A 26,783-nucleotide genomic window follows, 5' to 3' on the forward strand; every position below is an offset into this window, starting at 1 on the left:
AATAAAACTTCCTAATACTATAACTTATCAGCAGCTGGACTGTCGTTATCTTTACCGTGCGGAATCAACCATTTAGCGAACCATCCTGACAAGTCATCCATCAAAGTATATACGACTGGAATCACGACCAAACTTAATAACGTCGAGGTTACCAGACCACCTAACACAGCAGCTGCCATCGGACGCCTAAAGGTAGGATCGGCATCACCCCAGCCAAACACGAGCGGTAACATGCCAGCACCCATCGCAATAGTGGTCATAATGATAGGACGGGCGCGCTTGCGACAGGCATCGATGATGGCCTCAAAACGTGCTAGACCTCTGTTTTGCGCAATAATGGCATAATCGACTAATAAAATAGAGTTTTTGGTGGCGATACCCATCAGCATAATAAAACCAATCATCGACGGCATGGATAAGCTACTGCTTGTAATAACCAAACCTACAAATGCACCGCCTATCGATAACGGCAGCGCCATCAAAATAGTAAAGGGTTGTAAAAGCTTACCAAAGAGTAGAATTAAGACGCCTAAGATACAGATAATACCCACCGACATAGCAATAACAAAACCGCTAAATAGCTCAGCCATGTTTTCCGCTTGACCCTGTGCAATCATTGTAATAGAGGCTGGTAGTTGCTGCATGGTAGGGGTGTTTTTGACTGCATCTACCAATTCACCAAGCTCACCTGTACCAGGCTGCACTGTAATAGTGATTGAACGCTCACGATCGAGACGGCTGATCTTTGCAGGTCCTGTACCAAAATTGAGGTCAGCGACTTCACCGACACGCACACCTTGACCGGCTGGGTTTGTACTAGGTACATACAAGCCTTCTAACTGATTGACATTTTGTTTGGCCACATCAGGTAAGCGCACCACGATAGGAATCTGCCGCGTATCTAAATTGAGCTTAGACAGGCGCTGTTCATAGTCACCTACTGTCGCTATTCGTAAGGTGGTTGCGATATCTTGCGTGGTGACACCTTTATCTGCCATCGCTAGCCGATCAGGAGTCACAGTCAGCTCTTGTTGCGGTAAGCTGCGATCGCTGGTGACAGCACCTGCAATTGGTAGCGCGCGGATATCCGTCATGATTTGTTGCGCGGTCTGCTCCAACACTTGCGGATTGGTACTGGTCAATGAAAAGCTATATCCGGTCTCGCCGCCACTCGATAGCCCTACTGTAAAGCGCGCACTGGGTACTTCTGTCAATATGGCGCTAATATGTTGTTCAATCTCCTTTTTAGAGATACGTTCGGCACGCGGTGTCAGAACAATATCTAAACTGGCAATGTTTTTTGCGCCGCCACTACCGCTAGAGCTGTTCGGCCCCATAGCCTCTTGTGCTTGTCCAACTGAAGAGAAGACATGAGCGACTTCAGGCAACGCTAAAATACGCTCACGTGCCAATGCAGTCACCCGCTCGGTATCTTCAAGCTCAACATCGGGTGTCAGCTCAATGCCTACTCGCGTTTGATCAATGTCATTATCAGGAATAAACGAGGTCGGTAGCAGCTGCACTAGAGCTAGTGACCCTACAAATAATAATAAGGTGGCACCCATGGTCAACCAACGATGATGAAGTGTCCATGACACTATCTTTAGATACCAGGTCATCAATGCGCTTTGTTTTTCGACCCGATGTTTTTCTGGTCGCAAAATGTAGGCTGCCATCATCGGGGTAATTAAACGTGCGACCAATAGCGAGGCAAAGATAGCCATCGCTGCTGTCCAGCCAAACTGGCGGAAGAACTGCCCAACCACACCGCCCATAAAGGCTGTGGGTAAAAACACTGCGATTAAGGTAAAGGTAGTGGCAATAACCGCAAGCCCAATTTCATCAGCGGCTTCCATCGCTGCCTCATAAGGCGTTTTACCCATCCGTAAATGGCGGATAATATTTTCGACCTCAACGATAGCATCATCGACCAACACCCCGATGACCAGTGATAACGCCAATAACGAAATAATATTGAGGCTAAAATCAAACAGATACATACCCAAAAAGGTAGGAATGACCGACAATGGCAAGGCTACAGCGGCGACAATCGTTGCACGAATATTGCGTAAAAATAAGAACACGACGACGACTGCTAAAATACCGCCTTCAATCAACATACGTAATGAAGACTCATAGTCTTCTTCTACTGGGGTCGCACGGTCGTAGACTTTTTCGACCTCGATATTACTCATCTCAGCACTTAACTGTGCCAGTGCCGCGTCCACTCTTTTAGTGACTTCAACTTCACTGGCACCGCGTGAACGAGTGATGTTAAAGGCAACCACGGTTTCGCCATCTAATTTGGCAACAGAGCTAGGATCAGCCGCGCCATCCGTCACTTCAGCCATACGGCCTAACGCTTGCGTGCCTCCAGTAGGGACAGCAATCTGTAAATCGTTAAGCTCGCGAGCGCGTTCTACTGCACCCAACACCCGAATGGTTTGAGTCGTAGTACCAACTTCAGCTTCTCCGCCTGCGCTGTCTTGCTGAATACCAGCGATCTGCTGAGACAATTGAGGGATGGAGAGTTGCAAACCACTAAGCATGATAGGGTCAGCGGCAACGGTAATCTCACGCTCAAGACCACCAATCCGGCTAATAGCGCTTACCCCTTGAATATCAGATAAGCGCTTGGTAATGGTGTCATCAACGAACCATGATAAGTCCTCAACACTCATATTATTCCCAGTCACAGAATAGGTGACTACTGGAAATCCTGCTGTCGACACCTTGGTAATAATAGGATCATTAGCAGCTGCTGGTAAGTCTCCACGTACCTCACCGACAGCTGAACGTACATCATCCATGGCTTCTTGAATGTCTTTTTCTAACACAAACTCAGTTGCGATAGTCGCAGCACCTGTTTGTAAGGTAGTACGAATGTGCTTAATACCCTCAATACTGGTTAGCCTGTTTTCAATCTTTTTAGCCACGTCATTTTCGAGCTGTGACGGTGCGGCTCCGGGCAAAGTAACCGTGACTACGACCGCTGGTAGATCAATATCAGGGAACTGCTGCACTTTCATTTGTTGAAAGCCAAACAAACCACCGAGTGTTAGCAAGACAAACAATAAAATCGCAACAAGTGGGTTTTTAATTGAATAGGTAGATACATTCATATTCATGATGTTGCCTGCACAGCTTGACTCTCAACGACGCGTACCAAGTCACCATCATTTAAAAAACTACCACCTTGCTTGACCAAGCTAACATCGTTTGGCAAAGGCTCTGCAAGTATGACGCTGTCGCCAATACGATCTCCTAGGGTCACGCGCTGCTGTTGAATACGTCCAACCGTTTTGCCATTCTGGGTTTTGATATCCGTCACTAGCATCACATAATCATAACCATCATTGCTGACAATGGCACTATTGGGCACCGTTTGCATGCTTTCGCTACCAAGCAAAAACTCACCGGTTTGGTACATACCCGCACGCGCTGCAGAATTGTCATTTAAGCTTGCGTAGATAGTAATTTGACGGTTGTTATCCGCTGTCGGCGCGATACGACTGACTTGCCCCATCACCGACTGGTCTCTTGGCAAGTTGACTTTGACAGGCGTACCCACGTTTACATCACCGATTAACTTAGGATCGATATCAGCACGCCACTCTAAAACCCCCCCTTTAATAATCGTAAATAGTGGCTCACCACCTGCGACCATGCCGACCTCAGCCATCTTGTCACTGATTACCCCACTCACTGGCGCAACGACTTTTGCATTTTCAAGATTTAGGCGCTGATTGCTCAGGCGAGCTTTCGATGCTTGCAAGGATGCTCTAGCACGAATCTCAGAAGTACGGTAACGGTCTGCTTCTTGTCTGCTAATGGCATCTATATCAAGTAGCGGTAGCACACGTGCCGCATCTGCACTCGCATTGGCAAGCGTGGCTTCGGCTTCGGCCACATCTGCTTCCGCTTGCAAGACCTGCTGCTCCATAGCATCGGTATCAAATATCGCCAACACTTGACCGGCTTTGACGCGCGTACCTTCTTCGACCAATACCCGTTCAATTGCCACGCCATTGACCTTGGCACTGACATTTGCAATATCTTTGGCGCTTATTGTGCCGTCAGCTTTCAGTGTGTTGCCGACACTATCTTGACTCGGCTGCACGGTTTCAACTGATAAGACGGCTTGATCGTTATCTATATTAGTAGGCGCTATATCACTTTGAGTCCCAGAGGTAACGGTTGACTCATCCGTAGACGAGTCATTACCACCCCAGTATTTTCCTAACAGCACACCAATGACCAGCACCGCTAACAGTACAGGCAATAGCCACACAGGCAGCTTTATTGAGGGTTTATGCTTAGCCGTATTAAGGTTGCGATAAGGCGGCAACTCAGACTCAGATGTAGAATTAGACACTTGCTTATCATTAGGGTCTTGAAGGTCACTCATAATCGGTCTCTATAAATAAGCGCATTGATAGAAAAGAGGGTAAATATTATTTTTAGCGGGGTGATATAGACAGTTTATATTATTGACAGCTTTTTGCATTGTAGTCTATCGTACTAATAGGTCAACTGTAGTTTATCCCTATTCTGTTCAAAAATAATTATAAATAATAACCGAAATACAGAACATACGTTCAGTAATGATGATATAGATTTGAAAAATTATGAATAAAGAGTAATGAGCCGATATGACTATCCATATATGAATATCGGCTAGATATGACGATTAGGTTTCGATTTTATTAGCCTTTATTCACCAACATTTGCGACGATGATAGTCGTAACGCTATCAAGTATTACGCACTACATACGACATACAGTTCTGTCTTGTGTTGTTGGGTTGGTTTGATACTATTAATTCACGACATCACCCACTTAATGACATTATTGGAACAGCGGGATTAATCCGTTAGCATCGATTACTATATTAATGTCAAACAGTGGGTAACCATCACTTTAAATCATAAACCAAGGAGTCCAACATGGCTAATAAAGAAAAAGTTAAAGCGATAAAGCAAGAAATAAAAGACACTAAGGCAAACATTAAAGACCAAAATAAAAACCTCAAAGACCTTAAAAAAGCCTTGAAGAAAGCGAAAAAAGAGAAGCCTGAGAAAAAATCTAAAAATAAGAACAAAGCTAAATAAGCTTTTTTTAGATGTTTGTTAGATATATAAACCGTTTAAACATAAAAAAGAGGATAGCAATTACTGTCCTCTTTTTTATTTGTTTTTAGTACTTAAACTCAGTAGCGCTTAGATTCAATATTACTCATCAAGCCATTTCTTAAGCATTGGTATAGCGACTGGCCGCTGGCATCCAGCGATGAATAAGTTGGCTGACATCAGCTTTACGCCTGGGGTCTGCAATTAAATGCTTCGCCAAACGCTGCGCAATGGCAAACAGCTGCTCATCACGAATCAAATCAGCCAGATAATAGCCCACATTACCCGTTTGGCGTTTGCCCAGCAGCTCACCTGGTCCACGCAGCTCTAAGTCTTTTTGGGCAATGACAAAGCCATCGGTGCTATCGCGTAATACATTAAGACGTTCTGTACCTGTCTCTGATAGAGGCTTTTGATATAGCAATACGCAGAAACTTTTGGTTGAGCCACGCCCAACACGTCCACGCAATTGATGCAGTTGCGACAGACCCAGTCGTTCGGCATTTTCGATGACCATTAAAGATGCGTTCGGTACATCAACCCCGACTTCGATGACCGTTGTAGCAATCAACAAGTCAAGTTTACCCGCTTTAAATTCTTGCATGATGGCTTGCTTGTCAGCGGACTTCATTTTGCCGTGAACCAGGCCAATACGAATGTCTAAGCGCGCATTTAAGTCCTCATAAGTCGCCTCAGCAGCTTGTGCATCGAGTACGCTCGACTCTTCCACCAACGAGCACACCCAATAGGCCTGCCTACCCGCCTCACAATTAATCGCGATGCGCTCTATCACGTCATCACGGCGGTTGCGATCAATCGTTACGGTAGTAATTGGTGTACGCCCGGGTGGCAACTCGTCAATGATAGAGGTGTCCATATCACCATAGACACTCATCGCCAGCGTACGCGGAATCGGTGTTGCAGTCATAATCAGCTGATGCGGCGTACTATTCGCCACACCTTTATTGGTCAATGCCATACGCTGCTCAACCCCAAAACGATGCTGCTCATCAATAATGACTAAGCCCAATTTGGCAAATTGTACTTGCTCTTGAAATAATGCATGAGTACCGACGACCACTTGCACCGTATTCTCGCTCACGGCTTCCAACGCTTCGCGGCGCTGCTTCGCCGTTTGCTTGCCAGCGAGCCAGCCAACACCGACACCCAACGGCTCAAACCATTGTTTAAAGTTCAATAAATGCTGTTCTGCTAAAATCTCAGTCGGTGCCATGACGGCCACCTGCCAGCCACTATCAAGCGCGTAGCCCGCTGCGCCTGCTGCGACTAAAGTTTTACCTGCGCCTACATCACCCTGCACCAATCGTAGCATCGGAATAGAAGTTGCCATATCAGCGGTGATATCTTTCATCACACGCTGCTGTGCACCTGTCAGATCAAAGGGCAATGCCGCAAACAACTTATCAGCCAATGGACTTTGAGTGGTACATTTAGGCGCTTTATGCTGATGCAGCTGCTGACGGCGATACAACAGACTGAGTTGATGCGCGGTTAGCTCTTCAATAATAAGGCGCTGACAAGCAGCATGTGTACGCGCGCTTAATTGAGTGAGCAGCTTATACTGCTGGCCTGCATCGGTGTAAGTAGGCGGCGTATGCAGTAGCACTAACGCTTCAAATATTGTTAAGTTGTAAACATTGCTGTGAGCATTGTTATGAGCGCCACTAACGGCGACCGAATTGCCTTTGTTACTTGCGTCATAAGTAGTCACACCAGCTTTGTTAACGTGGTCAGTAGCAGCGTTGTCTGGCACACTACGCGCTAAGGTTGAGAATATATCTTCTGAATAATCCGTCTCTGTAACCAGTAGTTTAGTCGGCTCAAAGGGCGCTAATGGCAAATCTGCTACTACAGCAAAATCCTCTGGCGTAAATAGCGTCATTGGTAAACCTTGGCCGCGTACGGTTTGTAGGGCCAGCTTAATCAAAGTACGTAATTTATTTTGATGCAGGCCTTTGACGCTCGGATAGATGGGCTGTAGGCCCGTGTTGGTAATGGCGACACTATCAGTCAAAATCTGATATTCAGGATGATGCATCTGCTTGCCGTAACGGCTGACTTTTACTTCCCCAAACAGCTGTAGTCGCGTGCCCACACTCATGGTCTGGGCAAGGCCATGATAGACCTTAAAGAAGCGTAGAGAGATTGTGCCAGTATCATCGTCTACAATCACCGTCATGCCGCTACGTTTAGTATCTACATGTACCACCCGCCCCGTGATTAATGCCGCTTGCCCATGCCCTACATCTGCGATAGATACGAGTCGGCTACGGTCTTCATAATCACGTGGCAAATGGAGCAATAAATCAAAAATCCGTGTAATACTCAGTTGCGTTAATTGCTCTGCCACCTTTGGTCCGACACCTGCCAGCGCCGTCACTGGCATATCTAATGCTGAAGCCGACTGTTTGGGCAACACACTGTTTGATAAGTCGGCTATGGAATGGCTAGATATTGGCATCAAAAACCTTAAAGATATTATTTTAAATTCTATATATTTAAATGCTTTATACTTCACTATTGTATGATTCTATTTATAAAAGCATAGCTAAATATCGTGACAATTAATGGCTATAACAGCAGTGTACTTCAATTATTATAGCTGACAATACTATTGATAATGCTAAGTTGTTTAGTAATCGTGCGTCTATACACTTAATACTTAACCAGTCATTTATCTGCTGGCAATTATCTTTTTAGAATATTTTATAAAAGGGCTTTTTATGTTCGTTTATCCCAATCTTAAACAACTGAACTATAAAAAACTATTATGCCCAAGCTTATTAATTGTGTGTGGTATGAGTGTCAGTGCTTGTAACAATATTGGACCAACCACCTCGTTTGTCCAAGCTCAGCCAGTCGTAGCAGCCCCAAAAGTAGCATTGGTGCTGGGCGGCGGCGGCGCCAAAGGCTTTGCTCACGTTGGTGTTATTAAGGCGTTAGAAGAAAGCGGTATCACACCAACACTCGTAGTTGGAACGAGTGTCGGCAGCTTAGTTGGTAGCCTATATGCCAGTGGCTATACTCCACGGCGGCTTGAACAATTAGCATTGAACACACCTGATAGCGAGTTAACAGACTTTGTGTTATCCAATCAAGGCTTTATTGAAGGCATCAAGCTCAAAAACTTTATCAATGCTAAAGTTGGTGGTCGCGCAATAGAAGACTTTCCGATCCGCTTTGCCGCAATCGCTGCTGAGAAGCATACGCTAAAAAAGGCGGTCTTTACCACCGGAGATGCAGGGCTTGCCGTCCAAGCGTCTTGTAGCGTGCCTAATATTTTTATTGCGCCGCGCATACCCGAAAAAACTGGCAAAAAATATATCGATGGCGGAGTGATCAGCTTAGTCCCTGTCGATAGTGCTCGAGATTTGGGCGCTGATATTGTTATCGCTGTCGATGTGACTGTACCCACATCAAGTAAAAAAAATATGACTAGTAATTTACTACCCGCTGTCACCTCTTTAAGTAGCTTTTGGGGATTACTTGAAAACAATCTATCCTCTAATACTCGCTATTCAACCACTAGTCACCGCTCACTTGTAAGTAATGAGCGCGAGCGCGCTGATATTGTGATTACCCCTGATGTCGGCCATATCAGCTCGTTAGATACTAATCAGCGTAGCGCACTTATCATGGCTGGCGTGCAAGCCACTACCCCGCAGGCCAACGGCATTAAACAACTTATTAAAGAAAAATCTAGTAGTAAGTACGCTACGCTTTAATGTCGCCAAAAAAAAGCACCGCAATTATCAATTGCCGTGCTTTTCTATTACTTATTGAAATATCAAATGTGCGCTTTATTTAACTTTTGCGCGATACTTAACCATCACTGTATCATTAAGACCAACACCTTCGATATCCCAGCGAACTGCTTTGTAATGCTTGAGATCAACCTCTTGCAGTTGGTTATCAACTCGCGTACGTAACGGCATCCGAGCAAAAGTATCACCATCGACACTACCGTATGGAAAATCAGGAGACACCGCGCGTAACAGCTCCACTTGCTCAGGAATCGTCAATGTAACCGTCATCTTACGTACCCGATCTGGGTTGGTATTGGTAAAATACCCTTGATACTCTAGAATGTTACCTGACTGCAGGCGCGTATTGGCATCTACAGGTACCAATGTCTCTTGTCCATTTGCATCGACGCTGATAACAGAAGCTGTAATCTTGGTATTAACGGCTTGCATATTTGATTTGCTACCATCAGCACTTACAGCTGTGTTCATAGCAGTGGAGCCGTCAAGCGCAGGCTCTGGTGTTGGCAGCATAGCTGACGCTTGGGTTGTGACTACCATCGCACCGATAAGGGTACCGGCGACGACTTGGAATAAGCGATGACCGCTCCAAGCAGTAAAGGGACTGGCTAAATGGTTTATTTTCTTCATGATATTCGTTATTCCTAGTTAATGTATCGGTAAAACAATGCGTATCAAAGTTTGTTGGTGCCAAAAAGCCATAAGCTTTTTTAGAGTTTTTTCTAAACGTTTTTCAACACAAGTTATATGCTTGCATCACGTATTTAAAATGCAGTTTATGTGCGCAATTGATTATGCGATAAGACTTAGCATAACAAAAAGCTTTTATAGGTATACTAACCCCGTGTTTAGGTTGTGTATATAGACAACTGACTAAATTCAAACAGCGCTCCTTAAAATAAAAAGATAGCTCATACCGATGTTTTTTGCTATGGTAAATCTTTAATATTCGTTAAATTTTTTATATCCCTTATCCTTTACTATACCTACTACTATTGCTTCTACTATGACTACTAGCGCCATGCCCCAGATTAAACCTGAATACGTCCATTGGTTCCGTAACTCTGCGCCTTATATCAACACGCATCGCGGCAAAACTTTCGTGATTATGTTTGGTGGTGAGGCAGTCAACCATCCTAATTTTAATACCCTCATTCATGACTTTGCATTGTTGCATAGCTTAGGTATTAAGCTGGTATTGGTACATGGTGCGCGTCCACAAATAGAAAAGAACCTACAAGAAGCTGGTATCGTCTCGCCTCTCCATCATGATGTACGCATTACGCCACGTACTGCGATGCCATCCATCTTACAAGCAGTCGGCGCTATTCGTCTACAAATCGAAGCCCAATTATCGATGGGGCTTGCTAACTCGCCTATGTACGGCTCACGTATTGATGCCGTCTCTGGTAACTTTGTAACCGCGCGTCCTTACGGTATTCGTGATGGTGTCGATCATCAGATGACAGGTGAAGTACGCTCCATCGATATTGAGGCGATTAAGAACAACCTACTACACGATCATATTGTCATTTTAGGCTCGATGGGCTACTCAGCAACTGGTGAAGTTTTTAACTTGTTGAGTGAAGATGTGGCGCTTAGTGCTGCAGTGGCGCTTGGTGCGGACAAGCTTATCTTTTTAGGTAAAGAAGCTGACATCAACGACAACGGTCGCTTATTACATGAAATGATTCCAAATGAAGTGGATCGTTTTTTGCGAGAACGTGATTTGAATAATGAAATTAATTACTTTTTGCATTGTGCTAGCGTGGCTTGTCGCCAAGGCGTTCATCGTACACATATCATTTCTTATGCCAAAGATGGCGCGCTACTCGAGGAGCTGTTTACACGCGATGGATCTGGTACGCTAATCAGTCATGACCCTTACGAAGAGATTCGTCACGCCAATATCGATGATGTGGTCGGTCTTATTGAGCTGCTGACACCATTAGAAGAGCAAGGCATCTTGGTCAGTCGCTCACGCGAACGCCTAGAACAAGAAATCGACAACTATAGCGTGATTGAGCGCGATGGTATGATTTTGGGCTGTGCAGCATTATACCCACTGGATGCTGATTCAGCAGAAGTCGCTTGTGTGGCTGTGCATCCAGAATATCGTAATGGTAGTCGCGGTGCAGATTTGCTGGCATTTTTAGAACAGCAAGCACGCAGTCATGGTTTACATAAGTTATTTGTATTAACCACGCGTACTGCGCATTGGTTTGTAGAGCAAGGCTTCGCTGAAGTCGATGCTAGTGCATTACCAAAAGCTCGCCAAGAAAAGTACCACAATGGCCGTAACTCTAAAGTATTCCAAAAAACCCTTTAGATACGGCACTTTACCTTATAATACAAAAACCCATGACTACAAAAGCCCTCATATTGGATATGAGGGCTTTTCTAATTGCCTGATATTAAATGCTTAATCTAGCCTTATTTCACTTCTAGCAGCTCAACGGTGAATATAAGCGTGCTATTAGGCTCAATACCTGAGTTTCCAGCTTCGCCATAAGCGATATCTGATGGAATATAGAACTCGTACTTGCCACCTTCTTTCATCAATTGTAAACCTTCAGTCCAGCCAGCGATGACCTGATTCAATGGGAATTCAATTGGCTCGCCACGCTCATAAGAGCTATCGAACACAGTACCATCGATCAACTTACCTTCGTAATTCACTTCGACTACGTCAGTCGCTTTTGGTGACTTGCCCGTACCTGCTTCTATTACTTTATATTGCAGACCAGAATCTGTCTCTTTTACGCCTTCTTTTTTAGCATTTTCTGCTAAGAATGCTGTGCCTTTGGTCTTATTCTCTTCTGCTTTGTTTTGCATGTCTGCAACAAACTTCTCTTCTTGTTCTTTTTGGTACGTCATTAGTACCTCTTCCATCTGCTCTTGGGTCAAGGCGGATTCTTCACCTTGATAGCCATCACGAAAGCCTTGTTCAAAGGTATCAAGATCTAAGTCTTGTACAGCTTCTTTATTACCTTCTGCCATCATAAAGCCCAAGCTATAGCCTACTTTTTCTTTCGCTGTGCTTTGCTCAGTAACAGAAACACTTGGGGTAGCGCTTTCTTGATTGCCATTGTTGGTGCTACAGCCTGTAGCCAATAACATTGCACTAGCCAGCGTACTGATAGTTAAGGTGGTAATCTTTTTCATATATCACTCTCAAGTTGTCAAATCAATTATGAAGAATACTAAAATATTATTTGCCAGCTATCATAGCAAATCTTGGTTTTATGAGCTATGTTTCCGAAAAAATTAACATGGCAATGTACAGTCTTTGTTAATTTTGGCCTCAAAAATAACAACTTATCACACAATTATAGCGTCAGGTTAAGCATTCTAACTTTAACTACATCATTATATCAGCTAAGCTTAATCAGCTAAGTTGATAAGTAAATTAAAGTAATTCTTTAAGACTTTTTTTCTTTATAACTGTAACTATGTACACAAAACTTTTATAAAGAAACATTAAATTAGTCAATAACGTCAAATAAAACAATACTATTTTTAAACTGCTGTGTATCCGTCAATAATATAATCAATGATTGTTTTATGACTTACTATATAGTGATTAAAGGAGGACAGGATGAACCCAATGTTTGCATCTTTTAATGGTTATCTTGGTGGGCCTATCGGCTCCATCATTGGTGCTATTTTGATCTTCGTGATCGGTTGGCTCGTTGCACTTGGCATTGCAGCTTTAGTACGCAATGTATTGGCTAAGGTCAATCTAAATCAGCGTATGAATTCTTCTACAGGCAAAACCTACGATTTAGAAGGTATAATCTCTAAGGTCGTTTTCTGGTTTATCTTTGTTATTGCTATCTCAGGTGCGTTGACTCAGTTAAACTTAAACTCAATTTCAGCGCCGTTTGCAAATATGGTTAATCAAGTACTTGCCTTTATTCCAAATCTTATTGGCGCTATTGCTGTCGGTATCATTGGTTGGGTTATTGCAACTGTTGTTCGTACTGCGCTCAATACTGCTTTATCAAAAACGACAATGGATGAGCGTTTAAGTGCTCAAGCTGGCGTCAAACCTATGAGCAGCACGATTGCTGATATGGTTTATTGGTTCATTCTATTGGTTGTATTGACTATGGTACTTGGTCAACTAGAGCTTGATGGTTTATTTGCACCATTGACCAACATGGTTGACAAAATCTTTAGCTTTATTCCTAATATTCTTATTGCTATTGTGGTTTTTGTGGTGGGTTATATCATTGCCAAAGTCGTACGCGGTATCGTAACCAACCTTGTATCTACCTTTAATGTACAAGCCTTGGCTACAAAAGCAGGTTTGAGCGAAGAGAACAGTCTACCTAATATTGCTGGTTCTTTGGCGTTTTTGGTTGTTATTATCCCAACCGTAATTGCTGCATTAAATGCTCTAAAAATTGAAGTGATCGCTCGTCCAGCGACTAATATGTTGAACAAGATTATGGAAGCTTTGCCTAATATCTTTATGGCAATAGCAATTCTTGTTGTGACTTATTACGTCATACGTATGGTTGCAGACATCATCAAAGGCTTAATTGAAAATACTCAGGTTAATCAATTACCTGCCAAAGTTGGCTTGCAAGAAACCATGGGTGACAAAAAGATCTCTGATCTAGTTGGTTATGCCATTATCTTCTTTGCTATGTTGTTTGCTGCAATCGCGGCAGCTGACCTACTTGGTTTTGAACCTATCTCAGCTATTATCACGATGTTTATCGCCTTCGGTGCAAATATCATCTTAGGTGCTATCATTCTATTCATCGGCTTTTGGCTTGCCAATATTATCGCTGGTGTCGTTGAACGCTCAGAAAAAGGCTCACAATTTCTAGCCAATATCGTACGTGTATTAATTATGGGCTTAGTGTTAGCAATGGGCCTAAAAGCAATGGGTATTGCTGATTCTATCGTAAATCTAGCGTTTGGCTTAACTTTAGGCGCTGTTGCAGTTGCTTTCGCTCTATCGTTCGGTCTTGGTGGTCAAGAAGCTGCTGCTCGTTTCCTACGTAAAATGCAAGATAAGATGGATAAAGAGCAGGACAAAGCTGAAGCGAAGTCTACTCTTCATACCAGCTCGTCAACTCAAGAAAAAGTTGCTGATTCAGTCCGTGATAACACGCCTACTGCTTCTACTAGCACATCGACTAGCGATTTGCACACAGATGTAGTTGACACGACTAAGCTTGGTAGTGACCATGTAGATATCACTCATGTAGAGACACGTGATAGTGATTTAGACACTGGTTCAAACTTAGGTTCAGGTACAGACTTTACTGACATCGATAACAACGATAATTTAAAATAAGTTTGAGTATAGCTATCGTTTGAATATAAAAAAGACAGCTTAGGCTGTCTTTTTTTATGGCTTGGATTTTATGCTTATAACTTAGTAGGTCGTGCAGGTACGTTCAAATTTAACTGCATCCGCGTTGATTGATTGTCGTCTATTGGCTGATTATTTTGCACCTGCATTTTGTTTTGCTGATTTAAGCGCTGCAATTGCTTAGTTAACTGACGCTCCTTTTGAGTCATAGCCTCAACTGGCTGAATCCAAGCATCTATGTCTAGATAAGTCTCGTCACTCTCTAAGACAAACTCAATGCCAAGCACAATAATGTGATGTAGCTCTACGAGTGGCAAACGAAGTGTAACATCTTGTGCAATTGCTTGTAGCCTTGGTTGGATAGCCGCTCTACTCTGCACGGTGTCTTTACCTTTTCCATAAAATATCATCACATAATGACGACCCAGACTTGTATAAGAGTGCTGATGAATAACATACCCATGCTCCCTCATAGTAAGTGCACGCTCAGAATGTTTATATAGGGTACGTATGAGCTCATGACGCGAAAACAAGGACTCATCTAATAGCTGTCGTTGCCATCTAGTCTGTGCGTCTACCACCTTTTTATTGGTTGTAGTAGACGGCTCACTAGCCAAGCTAATGATTTGTCTACTAAGCTGTGACCATAATATCGATGCCTGTTCTTGATGCTGGTGATAGGTCTGCTGTAAACTCATGTCTTGTTGTTTTTGTGCCAGACTCATCGCGATCAAAGCCGAATTTGGCTCATCCTGCAATCCATTTTTGATAAGCGCATTGTCTACACTTATAGCATGCGATAATAAAGCGTTGCTATGCATAAATTGGGAGATAAGCGCTGTTTCAGATTCAAAGCTGGCTACCCCGCTTATGAGCGATTGTCTAAGATGCGCTAAATGAAAGTCCAAAAATTGCCATAGGTCGCAAGGAGTCTGAACCCTTTCAATAGCTAGATGCCAATCCTGACGACTAAACACTTGCAGCATTTGCTCGTCTTTACCAACATCTGCTACCAAGTGCTCCATAAAGTAACCTGCCCCAAAACTATAGGTGATAGATTCCGTATCCGGTAACCTATTACCGTCTTTAGTCTTATCGGTATTTAATACTTGATTATCTACAAGCTGAACATCTATTACTAACACTGCATGAGACGCAGTCTCACTATCTTCATGATGCTGCAAGCTATGCTTTTGCCATATCATTGCAGCTTTGATAACAGCGATGCGTGCAGTCTCAATGTCAACCGTACTGCTTGTGATAGGTAGGGGCAATGACACTTCCAATATACGTAACTCTCCTACTGGCAACTTGTAAAAATACTGACAAGCAGAGTATTGTATATCCGATGAGTGCGATACGGGCAAGCTCACAGCAGAAGGCGGCAACTGTAGATAACAGGCGAGCGCTTCTAGCGCAAGGGATCGTTTAGAGAGAGGTTTGGTAGGGTCTGACACAATACATAACTCTTATTTTTGAAAAAATACAACTTTTTTGAACAAGTATCAATGTATACCTAACACGCAAAGTAAAACTCAACAGCGTGATAAATACCCATATCAGTGCCTTTAATCACCGTAACACTCATATACAAGAAGACTATTATACATGGCAGCTTTATTGTCGCTTTCAAAGCAATGACTTGTTATGATGATAATAAAGTAACCATATTTAGACGTCGATTTATGGATTATAAACTGATCGACAGCGCCTCTATTGGTTTTACTTATATATTTACTCTCTTATAATAACAAGGATTGAAGGTCATGAAACGTTTTAAAGAAAAAACAGTCATCGTTACAGGGGCAGGCTCAGGTATTGGCCGAGCAACTGCCATTCGATTTGCCCAAGAAGGCGCCAGTGTCGTCTTAGTAGGGCGTACTGCTGAAACTTTGGAAGAAACCGCAAAAGAGTTTCCCCCAGATCGTACATGGATTCATACCGACAATTACCTTACAGTTACCTGTGATATTAGCGTACAAAGCCAAGTACAAGAGATGGTAAAACGAGTCATAGAAAAGTTTGAAAGGATTGATGTATTAGTAAATAACGCTGGCAAAGCAATACAAGGTAAAATTACTGAGGTGTCAGCTGAAGATTGGAGATCAGCGATTGATGTTAATTTAAACGGTACCTTCTATGTCTGTCAGGCCGCGATGCCATATCTGATCAAGACGAAAGGCAGTATCATTAATGTCTCATCGCTTTCGGGTATTGGAGGCGATTGGAACATGGCCGCCTACAATGCAGCTAAAGCTGGAATTACCAATTTAACTCGTACGTTAGCGCTAGATCATGGTCCAGATGGCGTACGAGTCAATGCGGTCAATCCAAGCGTAACTGAAACCAATATGACCAGTGCTATCCAAAACAACGAGACTAAAACCAACAAATTTTTGGCCCGTTGCCCACTAGGTCGCCTTGCCACTCCTGAAGATATTGCCGCAGCGATAACATTTTTAGCAAGTGATGATGCTTCGATGATTACTGGTGTTAATTTGCCTGTCGATGGCGGTGTTAATGCTTCTAATGGTCAACCAAACTTTTAAAGTCCGATAGCAAGACCCTTATTATGGTTAGATATTAATCACACTATTATAAGCCTCGACGATAAACTTAGACTACAACGAACTAAGATGAAAAAGCCCCCAATATTAAAATATCGGGGGCTTTTGGGTATAGATACCTAACAACGACCTGCTTTAATAAAAGTGTCAATTACCTGCGTTATTAATATCTTGTAGCGGCTGCGACAAGCGCTCAGGATATCTTGGAACCACTCCTTGATATTGGCTATAAATCTTTTGCAAATCTCCTGCAATATCTCCAGTAGGATAGACCAAAGACATAAATCGTATCTCTTTGGTTTTGTAATCCATTGCTACTGGCAAGATTGGCACATTGGCTCCTACTGCTAAATAGTAAAACCCTGTCTTCCACTCTTTGGTATATTGACGGGTTCCCTCTGGCGCCAAGCCCAAAAATAGCGGCTTACCAGTTTTAAACTTATCGATACTCGCTTGTAGTACCGAGCCTTTATTGCCACGATCAATCGGTATAACACCTATCCAATTTAACAACTGTGCAAATACAGGTACCTTAAACAAAGTATGCTTACCCATGATGCTAATTTTTAGATCTAGCGCAAATAAACTGGGAATAGCATAGATACCATCGACATTAGATGTGTGCGGAAGTGCCAATACCACTGCTTGCGGAATATTTGGTATCTCCCCGACTGTACGCCAGCCAGCTGCTTTTAACATCAACGATGCGATGATCGGCGCGACTTTGTTACCACGTCTTGGAACTAAATCACCCAAGTGTCTTTTACTAAGTTTAGGGAGTTTTGACAATACATTAAAGCCTATAAAGTAAAAACGAATACTAGCCTCAAGTAAATAGGACTAAATCGCCTTTTGTAAAATTTTAGCATTTTAAAAATTATAAAACGCCATACAAACCAAACTACTTTGTAGCGAGAGTGAAGATCTACAATGAAATATCAGCCAAATTACCTTTGTCCTCAAGCCATGACTTACGATCAGCGGCACGTTTTTTGGCGAGCAGCATATCCATCATGCTACTGGTTAGGACGATATCATCCATATCCAATTGAACCAAACGCCGAGTATCACGGTTCATTGTGGTTTCACGCAATTGCTCTGCACTCATCTCACCAAGCCCCTTAAAACGTGTAATCTGCGCTTTTTTATTGCCAGGCACATTGGCTAAGATATGTGCAAGTTCAGGTTCATCTAGTGCATAATGGACTTCTTTACCCACATCGACCCGGTATAAAGGTGGCATCGCAACAAATAAATGTCCTGCATCAACGAGCGCAGGGAAATGTTTGACAAACAGAGCACAGATTAACGTTGCAATATGTAGGCCATCAGAGTCTGCATCGGCTAAAATACATATTTTGTCATAACGTAGCTCAGACAAATCATCGGAGGCCGGATCGACACCGATAGCAATAGCGATATCATGGATCTCTTGACTCGATAGTACCGTATCTGATGATACCTCCCACGTGTTCAGAATCTTACCACGTAACGGCAATATCGCTTGATAATGGCGATCGCGCGCTTGCTTAGCTGAGCCGCCAGCCGAATCCCCTTCGACTAAAAATAGCTCCGCGCCATCACGCAAATCACCACGACAATCTGCTAATTTGCCAGGCAAAGCTGGACCTTGAGTAATTTTCTTACGGGCGACTTTCTTGGCAGATTTTAAGCGCCGACCCGCTTTATTGATGGCTAATTCCGCAATTTGCGTACCCATATCAGCATGCTGATTGAGCCACAGACTAAAAGCATCTTTTGCAAGCGTCTGCACAGCACCAGCCGCTTCACGGCTAGAGAGTCGCTCTTTGGTTTGCCCAGAGAACTGCGGCTCTGAGAATTTAAGCGATAGAATATAGTTGATCCCGTCCCATACGTCTTCTGCCGTAAGTTTCACACTACGTGGTAGTAAATTGTGAATATCACAAAACTCACGCAGGGCTTCCAAAATACCAGTACGCAGTCCGTTAACATGGGTGCCGCCTTGCGCGGTTGGAATCAAGTTCACGTAACTTTCTTGAATTGGCGTGCCACCTTCAGGCAACCAAGACAGCGCAAAGGTAATGCCTGCGCGTTCACCTGCTTTTGCCTCGTGATTATAATAAAATGGCGCGGGTGGTAACGTCTCCAGTCCATCTAGCTGCTCACTGAGGTACTCCACCACCCCATCGGTAAACTGCCAAACGACTTTTTCGTTATTGATATCATCAACGAATTCAATCGTCAGACCAGCGGCCAACACAGCTTTGGCTTTTAGATTGTGCTTAAGCTGTTTGACATTGAACTTGGGCGTATCAAAAAAACTTCCATCCGCCCAAAAACGTACCCTAGTACCACGTTTTCGTTTATTGGAACTGACAGACTCAGTAAGCTTTGTGACTGGCGCACCATTTTCAAACGCCATATCAAACTGCGTACTGTCTCGCCATACCGTTACCTCAACACGCGTCGATAGTGCATTGACGACAGAGATGCCAACGCCATGCAAACCGCCTGATACTTCATAATTAGAGGTCGAAAATTTACCGCCAGCATGCAGACGCGTCAAGATAAGCTCTATACCTGATTGACCAAACTCAGGATGAATATCAGTGGGCATCCCGCGACCATCATCTTCAACGGACAACGAGCCATCACTATGTAATTGAACTTTTATGATTTTAGTATAACCAGCCAACGCTTCATCAACGGAATTATCGATGACTTCTTGTGCCAGATGATTGGGACGTGTGGTGTCGGTATACATACCCGGACGACGACGTACCGGCTCAAGACCTTCTAATACTTCTAACGATTGTGCATTATATTGACTCAAAATGCCTTCCTTTATTATTCACATATCATTGTTTCTATCTAACCATTATAACCAAAAATGGCGCTCTTTACGTCAATCGTCAGTAGCTTACGTCAGATAATGTCGTCTCTATAAGACAACCTAGCTCAGACTAATTGTTGTACCATTTCAATGACTTTGGGCAAATGCTTAGCAAAATCACTAAACCTATGATCGCCGCCTTCTTGTATGGTGACAGTCGCACCTTGCTGCTGGTAAAACGCTGCTGATAAATTGGCATCCAGTAATTCATCGTCTTTTTTGAGCATGACAGTGACCTGACTTGGATTGGCAACCGACAATAATTGATGATGAGCAAACCACTGTAAGTCTGCCTTCGTCATCGCCCAGCCACCAGGAGTGGTATAAAGCGTCTCATCCTTATTGTCATCCATTTTTAAAGTAACAGCGTTTTTATCGTCTTCAAAACGTTGTAAAGTAATATGCGGCTGTGTGCTAGGGTTTAATAATAAAATAGGACAGCCAGTATGATTGCTGACGAGCGTTGAAAAATATCCACCCAATGAGCTTCCTACCAAGACGGTTTTGGCGTCCTTGCTAAGTTTACTGACTAGATCCGTTAAGTAACTAAACACTTGCTCTGGCGACTGATTTAAATCAGGACGATGTACTTTGATATCAGGACAATGCTGTTGACAATATTGCTCTAATAAAAGTCCTTTAGTAGAATTGGCATCGCTATCTAGACCATGCACGTACACAATATTCATATGCAATCTCATCTTTGTAATTGGTTATACTATAAAAATTGATAGATAGTGAGCATAACACCAGTCATATAGCGATAATAGTGCTAAAAACGCGAATCTATAGTCAAATCAAATTAGTATGAATACTGACTTAAAATAGGTTATTCAAAATAAAAAAAAGACAAGGAGACGTCATGAGTGAGCAGATTGAACTGTTTGATATTGACAATCCTTGTGTTGGGATTTGCACTAGTAATAAAAAAGGCTATTGTTTCGGCTGTCTACGCAGTCGTACTGAACGTCAATTATGGTTAAGTATGAACACCGAACAACGTCGTGAGGTGCTAAGACTAATCGTAGGTCGCAAACAGCGTATTGAGCAGATGCGCCAGCGTAAAGGGCAGCAATTGGACTTCGATTTTGAAGAAGTGGTTGAGGTGGGTGAGTTATTTTAATTATTAAATCTTAATAAACAATAAATAGTACTAATATAATGATTCTATCAAATAACATTGGAATCTGTCCTGCTAACCTCGAAATAAATAAATGAAGATTGTTAAAACTTAATGATTATCAACGGTTATTAAAAAAGCAGAAGAGAATAATGGCTAATCCTATAGCAAATAGTGTAAAAGATACTGTCACCCAATCACGTCAAATCGAACAGCTCTACGCTGGGGTTGATACCCAAGACGGTGCTGGCGTCAAATTGACTCGTGTGCTGACGCAGCAGCTGCAACAGCGTCTTGATCCATACTTAATGCTCGATAACTTCAAAAGCGACAATCCCGACGATTATGTCGCCGGTTTCCCCAACCACCCCCATCGCGGCTTTGAAACCATTACCTATATGATTACGGGTCGTATGCGTCATCGTGATAGTGCAGGTAACGAAGGACTATTGCAAAATGGCGGCGTACAGTGGATGACGGCAGCGCGCGGGGTGATCCATTCAGAATTGCCTGAGCAAGAAGATGGCGCAATGGAAGGCTTCCAGCTTTGGCTCAATCTACCTGCCAAAGATAAAATGAATGACCCTTGGTATAAAGACTTCCAAAGTGATGATCTACCTAAATATACTACTGAAGATGGCGTAAGCGTCACGGTAATTGCAGGTACCTCACACGGCGTAGAAGGCGCAGTCACCCGCGACATCACTGAGCCGACGTACTTGGATATCCATTTATCAGCAGGAACGAGCTTTAGCCAAGCCATTCCAGCCGATCACAATGCATTTGCCTTTGTATATCGCGGTAAAGTAGATATCGAAGGCGAAACCGTGCCGACTAAGACCATGGCTATCTTGAAAAATGATGACAATACGGATGGCGTTACCATTACCGCTGATAGTAGTGAGGATACCAAAGTGATCTTAATCACTGGTCGCCCACTACGTGAGCCGATTGTGCAGTACGGTCCGTTTGTCATGAACAATCAGCAAGAAATCATGCAAGCCGTCACCGACTTCCAAAGTGGTAAATTTGGTGAAGGGGCTTAGTGGTTAGTCTAATTTTTCAAATACTCTATTAAATGTTAATGCCCATATTAGTTCGCTGATATGGGCTTTTTTTGTGGGGAAAATTGTTGTTTTGAGTGTCAATTATGGCATGACGACTGAGAAAATACGACAACTTCAAAGTGACCAATTGTGTTTTAATTTCAAGGAAGTAGTTGAAGCTGGGAATTTTTTTAGAGAAGTAATAATTTTGATATGAATTTATATCAAGAAGCACCTTTATTTGTATTCTTTATCGTCGTTTTTTTCTAGCTTTGTATATTGTCTCAGCCATAAGCTCAGTAGTGGTCTGTTCACCATCTTTAGTTCTATATCTTGTATCAGGATGATATTCTTTGTTTTCATACATTTTCCATTCAGCAACTAGCAGCTTTTCTTCAAAATGATTTAAGTTAAGATTTAGCCACATTGAAAGCTGTTGGAAATTATAAGCGATGCTCTCTCCCTTCTGTTCCTTCAAAAAGGACTCTAAATCTATAGGGTAGTTACGCTCTTCTGCAGCCATAATAGCTGTTCGTGCTATAGACAGTAGCTGCTGCCCAACAAACTGCATTGAGTAGTCTGCTGTACCATGACGAAGACCGTATTTGATTCTCAGTTTCTTAGAATGTGACCAATACCTATCTTCTAAAAGTAAAAGTCGCTTATAGTATGTTTTTAAAATTTCAGTTTCGATCAGTCCTTTAGTATCAACCTTCAACTCATCAAAGGTTTTAAGTTTCACATTAGTGTTATTAGCTGCTTCAAAAGCACCACTTTGAAATCCTGCTAAAGATATAATAAACCCACGGTCTGCACCTATATCATCTACAATTGATCTTAGTGTTAGTACTTGAGCCTTAGTTACTTTACTTTTCCAATGTTTTGCTTCGATAATCCAAATAATGTTTTCACCTAAAAATCTAGTTTTAACGAATATATCTATGTCATGACAAGTACGTACTCCTTGCACTCTAGCGTTAGTCTCTGCGTCAGCTCCTAGCGAACTAAAATGATCTTTTATATCTTCTTGGAATTCAAACCAATCTATTTTTTTGATCATATCTTCTCTTAAACTTTAGGATTTTGCTAAACTTAGAACAATGAATATCTATAACCAAAAAATAATGATTAAATATTCTTATCTTGTTTAAATAATTTTTTAGCTATTTACACCATAAAATATGATTTGTTGCACAACCTACACTTCTACTACCAAAGTTCATTGTTTCTATCGCTCTAACATCGTCACGATAGGCTACTTGAAGCCATTCGACTTCGTTGCTTGTATCGAATAATGAATAATCTTGTCCGACTCTGATAAAGCCTAAATCAGCTCCAAGCGAAGCATTCAAACCGACTTTAACAGTAATTCTTTTATCTGGACTCCACTCTACTACACCATATTCATTAGGCAACCAAACAATCACTTCTTCTGTTTTATCAGGTGTTGTAAAGCTTTCAAAGTATGACTCTTTCAGTTTACTTGGACTTTGTAAAACACTGTTAAAACTTGAGTCACAAGATGCATCTTCTAACATAAACTCTGAAGGATGCTTATCCCTAATATCTTTAAACCTTGCTTTTAAAATTGGACTTTCATTGATAGTGTTTAGCCATGCTCGACGTACAGCAGCAGAGAAATTTCTAATTTGCCAAGTTTCAACTTTCTCTTCAAGACAGAAATGATAGTCTATCAGTATTACCTCATAAGCAATACTGATAGCATAATCTTCTGCAGATGGAAATTTTCTATCTGGTTTAAAAGTATTCAACATCAAACGAACAACAGATGGGGATTTAGATATTTCCTCAGCCAAATTTCTAGAGAAAGTATTTGTTTGAATTGCAGTTGTACAGAATACTTTTTTCCATATTTTTGGGCTATCTGATTTTGATATAAACCCTAACCATTTTGGCCAAATAACATCTGTAAAAATTTTATTCAATATTTTACCTAACATGTATGATTATACTCTCTCAATTTATTAAAGCTTTAATAATGGAAAAATCTAGAGTGAACCGAAAAGTTATTAAACATTAGTAACTTTTTAGATATTTTAGGACCTCTTAGCCCAAGATGCATTTGCAAAGTAGCCTAGCTCGTCTTGTATTTTATTAACTTGTTCTTCGAGATTATTATCCCAATCCGGTATGTCTACATAAACAATATCATGAGAATAACCAACCTCTGATGAACCTAGCTTATCTCTGGATATACCAACTACAATTTTGACATTAGGAACTCGACCTCTTACAACTAAGCATCTTAAACCTAGCTCTTGAACCCTTAACTCTCTATCACTGCTCGGACCTAGATGAAATACAAACGCTTTATTATCATAACCTAAGACTACTCTTGAGGAGATTTTCAATTCTGGCTTTTGTAAGAACTCTAAGAAAGATTCTGAAAGACTGGCTCGGAAGCCACGGGGTTGGAGCGCCATTTGAATAAGTGCCATCTGATTATTAGTTATCTGATTTGTTCCGTATTCAAATATCCCATCTGTTAGCAAATCCTTAACAAAATGTTCTATTAAATTATCCCAAAAATAGGAGACTTTATATGACTCTTGAATAGCTTTGTAGGCATCAGAGTCTATAAATCCTTTAAAAACTGTATTATCAATCATTAGTAAATCAGCTTTTTCATAAGGAAATGAATAGTTATTTAATAAATAGATTGCTAGTAAGTCCTCTATTCCTCCACCGCTGAAAATTATATTAGCTCTACTTATTAAAGCCTCAACTTCGGTCAAAAAACTAACAAAATCTGTGATCGTATCCAATAGACTAAAGATCGCTCCAAGGCTAAACTCATCGCAGACATGTACGACTCCATTTCCTAAATCACCTGATTGTGTAGGTATTTTTCTTTGAGCCCCAAGCGATACTGATATGCGATGTACAATTCGACTTTCTTTTAGTGGCAATTCTACTTGTCGATTATCGTGCCTAGTAAATTCAACTGAAGAATATAGCCATCGTTCAGCGCCCCATATTTGAGAGGCTGATTTGTCTATTGCAGCTTTAGTCCACCTTTTAAAGCCTGCTTCATCCCCTGTATCTTTATACTTAATATCTTTTACAGAAATGATGATGATATGATTACCACAGACAATTAAGCAATCGCACAGCTCTTTTCCTTTTTTGCCAATTGGATTCGGATGTGTCCAAAGTTTAAGAAAAGCTCTTTCGCTTATAGAGTTTACAAACTTTTCTGAATCTGTTAATCCCTCGGACATATAGCTATCCCTCATCTTAATTCATGTTTGCTTTACTTTTATGAAAGTGAAGCGAGTTTACATTAGTGTTTGATCACAGCAAATAAAACAAGAATTATAGATTTTTTGTTATTTAACTTAAGTACTTACCAGATGCAAGTACCATCCGTATCAGCAATTACAATTTCTTTTTTAGTTTCCATTTCTTCTTGTAGACTAGCGAAAGCAAGTTCAAGACGATGATAGTTTCTCTTTGATGGTCTATATTCACCTACAACTATCTTATCAGCTGGACTTTCAAGCATTGCTCTAATTATATGATCGTCCTTAGAATCTAGGAATGAACACCCAAAAGTGAATAGTGTTCCCTTTGACTCCTTTATTTTATTATACGAAAAGTTTAGATAGTGATTACTTTTGATCGCTTCGAGCTTCTGTTTTCCTGTTCCTTCAGATATACACATAGGAAAATGACCGTCATTAATATTACTTTCTAACCTAGCTAATATAGGTTTAGCCTTTGAGCTTTGGCATTTTAGAGCGCCAATTCCATCCCTATAAGTGAATAACGATCCATGTGGAAACAAAAAATTAGCATTATTATCAGGACTAAAGACTAATTTACCATCTATCTTATCAAAAGAATCTTTGCCTAAAAAATCATTTTCAAAGCAACGTACCCAATATAATAAAAGATCGTAGTTTAGAGAAAATACACGTTCAAAATTAAATAAAAACTTTCGACATTGTCTAACTCGTTGCTGACGTTTCTTATTTTCAACTTCGCCTAATTCTATTGTAAAGGAAGAAGGATGAGATCTGGAAACAGCTATTATTAATTGTTCTCTTAGAAATTGTATTTGTTGTTCTAATTCTTGTATTAATTTACTGTCCCCAGAATACATATTGATTACATCAATCGCATTATTCATTTTTTGATGCACTAACTCGAAATCAAAAGAGTTTTCAGTGAGTAATTGGTGGATTTTACTCCCTTCATCTATATCGCATAAATCAAGTAAAGTATTCCAATTAAAATATTTCTCACCCGTAGCTACATCATACGACATTCCAAAACCATTGCCCAAAATAATGGACTTGAAACCTTTCTTTTCTAATTCAGCCGAAAATGTAATCAAAGTTTGAATCCTTAATAATGACTCAGTAATTTGCTGTTCTGTAAATTTAACACTAACATCACAGAACGACAATCTAAATGTAGCTTCAAAAGTAACTTCTATAAGCTAGTACTCACTAGATGACGCTATAACACCAAACCCCACGCAAAGAAAAAAGCCCCCAACACTCATGTGTTGGGGGCTTTTTAGGAATAGAGAGCTGACGATGACCTACTCTCACATGGCCGGAGCCACACTACCATTGGCGCGACGATGTTTCACTTCTGAGTTCGGGAAGGGATCAGGTGGTGCCATCGTGCTATTGTCGTCAGCAAAGGGGGTTAGATATGAGTCTGTTGTTTTGTATGACTTATCACACTACTTGACTGAATCAAGAATAATAGGTGATATCGATATAATGCTTACCATTCTATAAATAACCATTGTGCGTTTTGTCTGTTAAGGGACCTTCAAGTAATTGAAGGTGCGTAACAGACGCATAATTGTCACTCTATAGATAGCTACAAACCACTTGGGTGTTGTATGGTCAAGCCAAACGAGCAATTAGTACAGGTTAGCTACACGCATCG

The 26,783-nt window shown here is 41.6% G+C and carries 20 protein-coding genes and 1 rRNA gene; 7 read left to right on the forward strand and 14 right to left on the reverse strand.

Annotated elements, in window-relative coordinates; genetic code table 11:
• Positions 1–17: 17 nt before the first annotated feature.
• Both BTV98_RS10340 and BTV98_RS10345 read right to left on the reverse strand, forming a co-directional pair.
• On the reverse strand, positions 18–3,128 hold the full coding sequence (locus BTV98_RS10340) for an efflux RND transporter permease subunit (RefSeq protein WP_058369681.1): 3,111 nt from the start codon (positions 3,126–3,128) through the stop codon (positions 18–20).
• Entirely contained in the window at positions 3,125–4,408 is a 1,284-nt protein-coding gene (locus BTV98_RS10345; RefSeq protein WP_058369682.1) for an efflux RND transporter periplasmic adaptor subunit, read from the reverse strand. The genes BTV98_RS10340 and BTV98_RS10345 overlap by 4 nt, the downstream gene beginning before the upstream one ends.
• Positions 4,409–4,946: 538 nt before the next feature.
• On the opposite strand from BTV98_RS10345, the gene BTV98_RS13655 reads away from it, so the two are divergent.
• Positions 4,947–5,111, forward strand: coding sequence for a hypothetical protein (locus BTV98_RS13655; protein WP_178379376.1), 165 nt, complete (start codon positions 4,947–4,949; stop codon positions 5,109–5,111).
• Positions 5,112–5,250: 139 nt separating this feature from the next.
• On the opposite strand, the gene recG is transcribed toward BTV98_RS13655, so the two are convergent.
• Entirely contained in the window at positions 5,251–7,611 is a 2,361-nt protein-coding gene (gene recG, locus BTV98_RS10350; protein WP_058369732.1) for an ATP-dependent DNA helicase RecG, read from the reverse strand.
• Between the two features lie 262 nt (positions 7,612–7,873).
• Here recG and BTV98_RS10355 point away from each other — a divergent pair, with 262 nt between their 5' ends.
• Positions 7,874–8,875 (forward strand): patatin-like phospholipase family protein, encoded by a 1,002-nt coding sequence (locus tag BTV98_RS10355; protein ID WP_058369733.1) that lies wholly within the window; start codon positions 7,874–7,876, stop codon positions 8,873–8,875.
• Positions 8,876–8,950: 75 nt separating this feature from the next.
• Here the strand turns inward: BTV98_RS10355 and BTV98_RS10360 are convergent, their stop codons facing one another.
• Positions 8,951–9,544: a hypothetical protein gene (locus tag BTV98_RS10360; RefSeq protein WP_058369734.1), complete on the reverse strand. Its 594-nt coding sequence runs from the start codon at positions 9,542–9,544 to the stop codon at positions 8,951–8,953.
• Positions 9,545–9,920: 376 nt separating this feature from the next.
• Here BTV98_RS10360 and argA point away from each other — a divergent pair, with 376 nt between their 5' ends.
• A complete protein-coding gene (gene argA, locus BTV98_RS10365) occupies positions 9,921–11,243 on the forward strand; it encodes an amino-acid N-acetyltransferase (RefSeq protein ID WP_058369735.1) in 1,323 nt (440 codons plus the stop codon).
• Positions 11,244–11,347: 104 nt separating this feature from the next.
• On the opposite strand, the gene BTV98_RS10370 is transcribed toward argA, so the two are convergent.
• Positions 11,348–12,079, reverse strand: coding sequence for an FKBP-type peptidyl-prolyl cis-trans isomerase (locus BTV98_RS10370; protein WP_075103546.1), 732 nt, complete (start codon positions 12,077–12,079; stop codon positions 11,348–11,350).
• Between the two features lie 433 nt (positions 12,080–12,512).
• On the opposite strand from BTV98_RS10370, the gene BTV98_RS10375 reads away from it, so the two are divergent.
• Positions 12,513–14,228 (forward strand): mechanosensitive ion channel, encoded by a 1,716-nt coding sequence (locus tag BTV98_RS10375; protein WP_058369736.1) that lies wholly within the window; start codon positions 12,513–12,515, stop codon positions 14,226–14,228.
• Positions 14,229–14,302: 74 nt separating this feature from the next.
• Here the strand turns inward: BTV98_RS10375 and BTV98_RS10380 are convergent, their stop codons facing one another.
• Positions 14,303–15,703 carry a hypothetical protein gene (locus BTV98_RS10380; RefSeq protein WP_075103547.1) on the reverse strand — a complete coding sequence of 467 codons (1,401 nt, stop codon included), beginning with the start codon at positions 15,701–15,703 and terminating at the stop codon, positions 14,303–14,305.
• 309 nt (positions 15,704–16,012) lie between these two features.
• Between BTV98_RS10380 and BTV98_RS10385 the strand changes: the two genes are divergently transcribed.
• Entirely contained in the window at positions 16,013–16,795 is a 783-nt protein-coding gene (locus BTV98_RS10385; RefSeq protein ID WP_058369739.1) for an SDR family NAD(P)-dependent oxidoreductase, read from the forward strand.
• Between the two features lie 165 nt (positions 16,796–16,960).
• Here BTV98_RS10385 and BTV98_RS10390 read toward each other — a convergent pair whose 3' ends face one another.
• The 3 genes from BTV98_RS10390 to BTV98_RS10400 all read right to left on the reverse strand — a co-directional run bounded on the left by BTV98_RS10390 (position 16,961) and on the right by BTV98_RS10400 (position 20,377).
• Positions 16,961–17,632 carry a lysophospholipid acyltransferase family protein gene (locus BTV98_RS10390; RefSeq protein ID WP_058369740.1) on the reverse strand — a complete coding sequence of 224 codons (672 nt, stop codon included), beginning with the start codon at positions 17,630–17,632 and terminating at the stop codon, positions 16,961–16,963.
• A gap of 106 nt (positions 17,633–17,738) precedes the next feature.
• The gene (gene parE, locus BTV98_RS10395; protein ID WP_075103548.1) at positions 17,739–19,628 is read right to left on the reverse strand and encodes a DNA topoisomerase IV subunit B; all 1,890 of its coding nucleotides are present in this window, start codon (positions 19,626–19,628) and stop codon (positions 17,739–17,741) included.
• 125 nt (positions 19,629–19,753) lie between these two features.
• Positions 19,754–20,377, reverse strand: coding sequence for a YqiA/YcfP family alpha/beta fold hydrolase (locus tag BTV98_RS10400; protein WP_058369741.1), 624 nt, complete (start codon positions 20,375–20,377; stop codon positions 19,754–19,756).
• A gap of 173 nt (positions 20,378–20,550) precedes the next feature.
• On the opposite strand from BTV98_RS10400, the gene BTV98_RS10405 reads away from it, so the two are divergent.
• Together BTV98_RS10405 and BTV98_RS10410 are read left to right on the forward strand one after the other, a co-directional pair.
• Complete coding sequence (locus tag BTV98_RS10405) at positions 20,551–20,811, forward strand: DUF1289 domain-containing protein (RefSeq protein WP_058369742.1); 261 nt, start codon at positions 20,551–20,553, stop codon at positions 20,809–20,811.
• Positions 20,812–20,960: 149 nt separating this feature from the next.
• Positions 20,961–21,854, forward strand: a complete 894-nt coding sequence (locus BTV98_RS10410) for a pirin family protein (RefSeq protein ID WP_058369743.1) — start codon at positions 20,961–20,963, stop codon at positions 21,852–21,854.
• A 250-nt stretch (positions 21,855–22,104) separates the two neighbouring features.
• On the opposite strand, the gene BTV98_RS10415 is transcribed toward BTV98_RS10410, so the two are convergent.
• The 5 genes from BTV98_RS10415 to rrf form a co-directional block, all read right to left on the reverse strand.
• Positions 22,105–22,914 (reverse strand): restriction endonuclease, encoded by an 810-nt coding sequence (locus BTV98_RS10415; protein WP_227511808.1) that lies wholly within the window; start codon positions 22,912–22,914, stop codon positions 22,105–22,107.
• A gap of 103 nt (positions 22,915–23,017) precedes the next feature.
• A complete protein-coding gene (locus BTV98_RS10420; protein WP_075103549.1) occupies positions 23,018–23,815 on the reverse strand; it encodes a hypothetical protein in 798 nt (265 codons plus the stop codon).
• A 96-nt stretch (positions 23,816–23,911) separates the two neighbouring features.
• A complete protein-coding gene (locus BTV98_RS10425) occupies positions 23,912–25,096 on the reverse strand; it encodes a hypothetical protein (protein WP_075103550.1) in 1,185 nt (394 codons plus the stop codon).
• Positions 25,097–25,221: 125 nt separating this feature from the next.
• The gene (locus tag BTV98_RS10430; protein ID WP_075103551.1) at positions 25,222–26,214 is read right to left on the reverse strand and encodes a DUF4917 family protein; all 993 of its coding nucleotides are present in this window, start codon (positions 26,212–26,214) and stop codon (positions 25,222–25,224) included.
• Positions 26,215–26,411: 197 nt separating this feature from the next.
• Positions 26,412–26,526 (reverse strand): 5S ribosomal RNA (gene rrf / locus BTV98_RS10435).
• Positions 26,527–26,783 lie beyond the last annotated feature (257 nt).

It is taken from the genome of Psychrobacter sp. Cmf 22.2 (assembly GCF_001921745.1).
In the GTDB taxonomy this organism is placed as follows: domain Bacteria; phylum Pseudomonadota; class Gammaproteobacteria; order Pseudomonadales; family Moraxellaceae; genus Psychrobacter.

Coding starts and splice junctions, on each gene's coding strand:
- BTV98_RS10340 (WP_058369681.1), bottom strand. CDS start 3,128: ATGAATATGAATGTATCTACCTATTCAATTAAAAACCCACTTGTTGCG.
- BTV98_RS10345 (WP_058369682.1), bottom strand. CDS start 4,408: ATGAGTGACCTTCAAGACCCTAATGATAAGCAAGTGTCTAATTCTACA.
- BTV98_RS13655 (WP_178379376.1), top strand. CDS start 4,947: ATGGCTAATAAAGAAAAAGTTAAAGCGATAAAGCAAGAAATAAAAGAC.
- recG (WP_058369732.1), bottom strand. CDS start 7,611: ATGCCAATATCTAGCCATTCCATAGCCGACTTATCAAACAGTGTGTTG.
- BTV98_RS10355 (WP_058369733.1), top strand. CDS start 7,874: ATGTTCGTTTATCCCAATCTTAAACAACTGAACTATAAAAAACTATTA.
- BTV98_RS10360 (WP_058369734.1), bottom strand. CDS start 9,544: ATGAAGAAAATAAACCATTTAGCCAGTCCCTTTACTGCTTGGAGCGGT.
- argA (WP_058369735.1), top strand. CDS start 9,921: ATGACTACTAGCGCCATGCCCCAGATTAAACCTGAATACGTCCATTGG.
- BTV98_RS10370 (WP_075103546.1), bottom strand. CDS start 12,079: ATGAAAAAGATTACCACCTTAACTATCAGTACGCTGGCTAGTGCAATG.
- BTV98_RS10375 (WP_058369736.1), top strand. CDS start 12,513: ATGAACCCAATGTTTGCATCTTTTAATGGTTATCTTGGTGGGCCTATC.
- BTV98_RS10385 (WP_058369739.1), top strand. CDS start 16,013: ATGAAACGTTTTAAAGAAAAAACAGTCATCGTTACAGGGGCAGGCTCA.
- BTV98_RS10400 (WP_058369741.1), bottom strand. CDS start 20,377: ATGAATATTGTGTACGTGCATGGTCTAGATAGCGATGCCAATTCTACT.
- BTV98_RS10405 (WP_058369742.1), top strand. CDS start 20,551: ATGAGTGAGCAGATTGAACTGTTTGATATTGACAATCCTTGTGTTGGG.
- BTV98_RS10410 (WP_058369743.1), top strand. CDS start 20,961: ATGGCTAATCCTATAGCAAATAGTGTAAAAGATACTGTCACCCAATCA.
- BTV98_RS10415 (WP_227511808.1), bottom strand. CDS start 22,914: ATGATCAAAAAAATAGATTGGTTTGAATTCCAAGAAGATATAAAAGAT.
- BTV98_RS10420 (WP_075103549.1), bottom strand. CDS start 23,815: ATGTTAGGTAAAATATTGAATAAAATTTTTACAGATGTTATTTGGCCA.
- BTV98_RS10425 (WP_075103550.1), bottom strand. CDS start 25,096: ATGTCCGAGGGATTAACAGATTCAGAAAAGTTTGTAAACTCTATAAGC.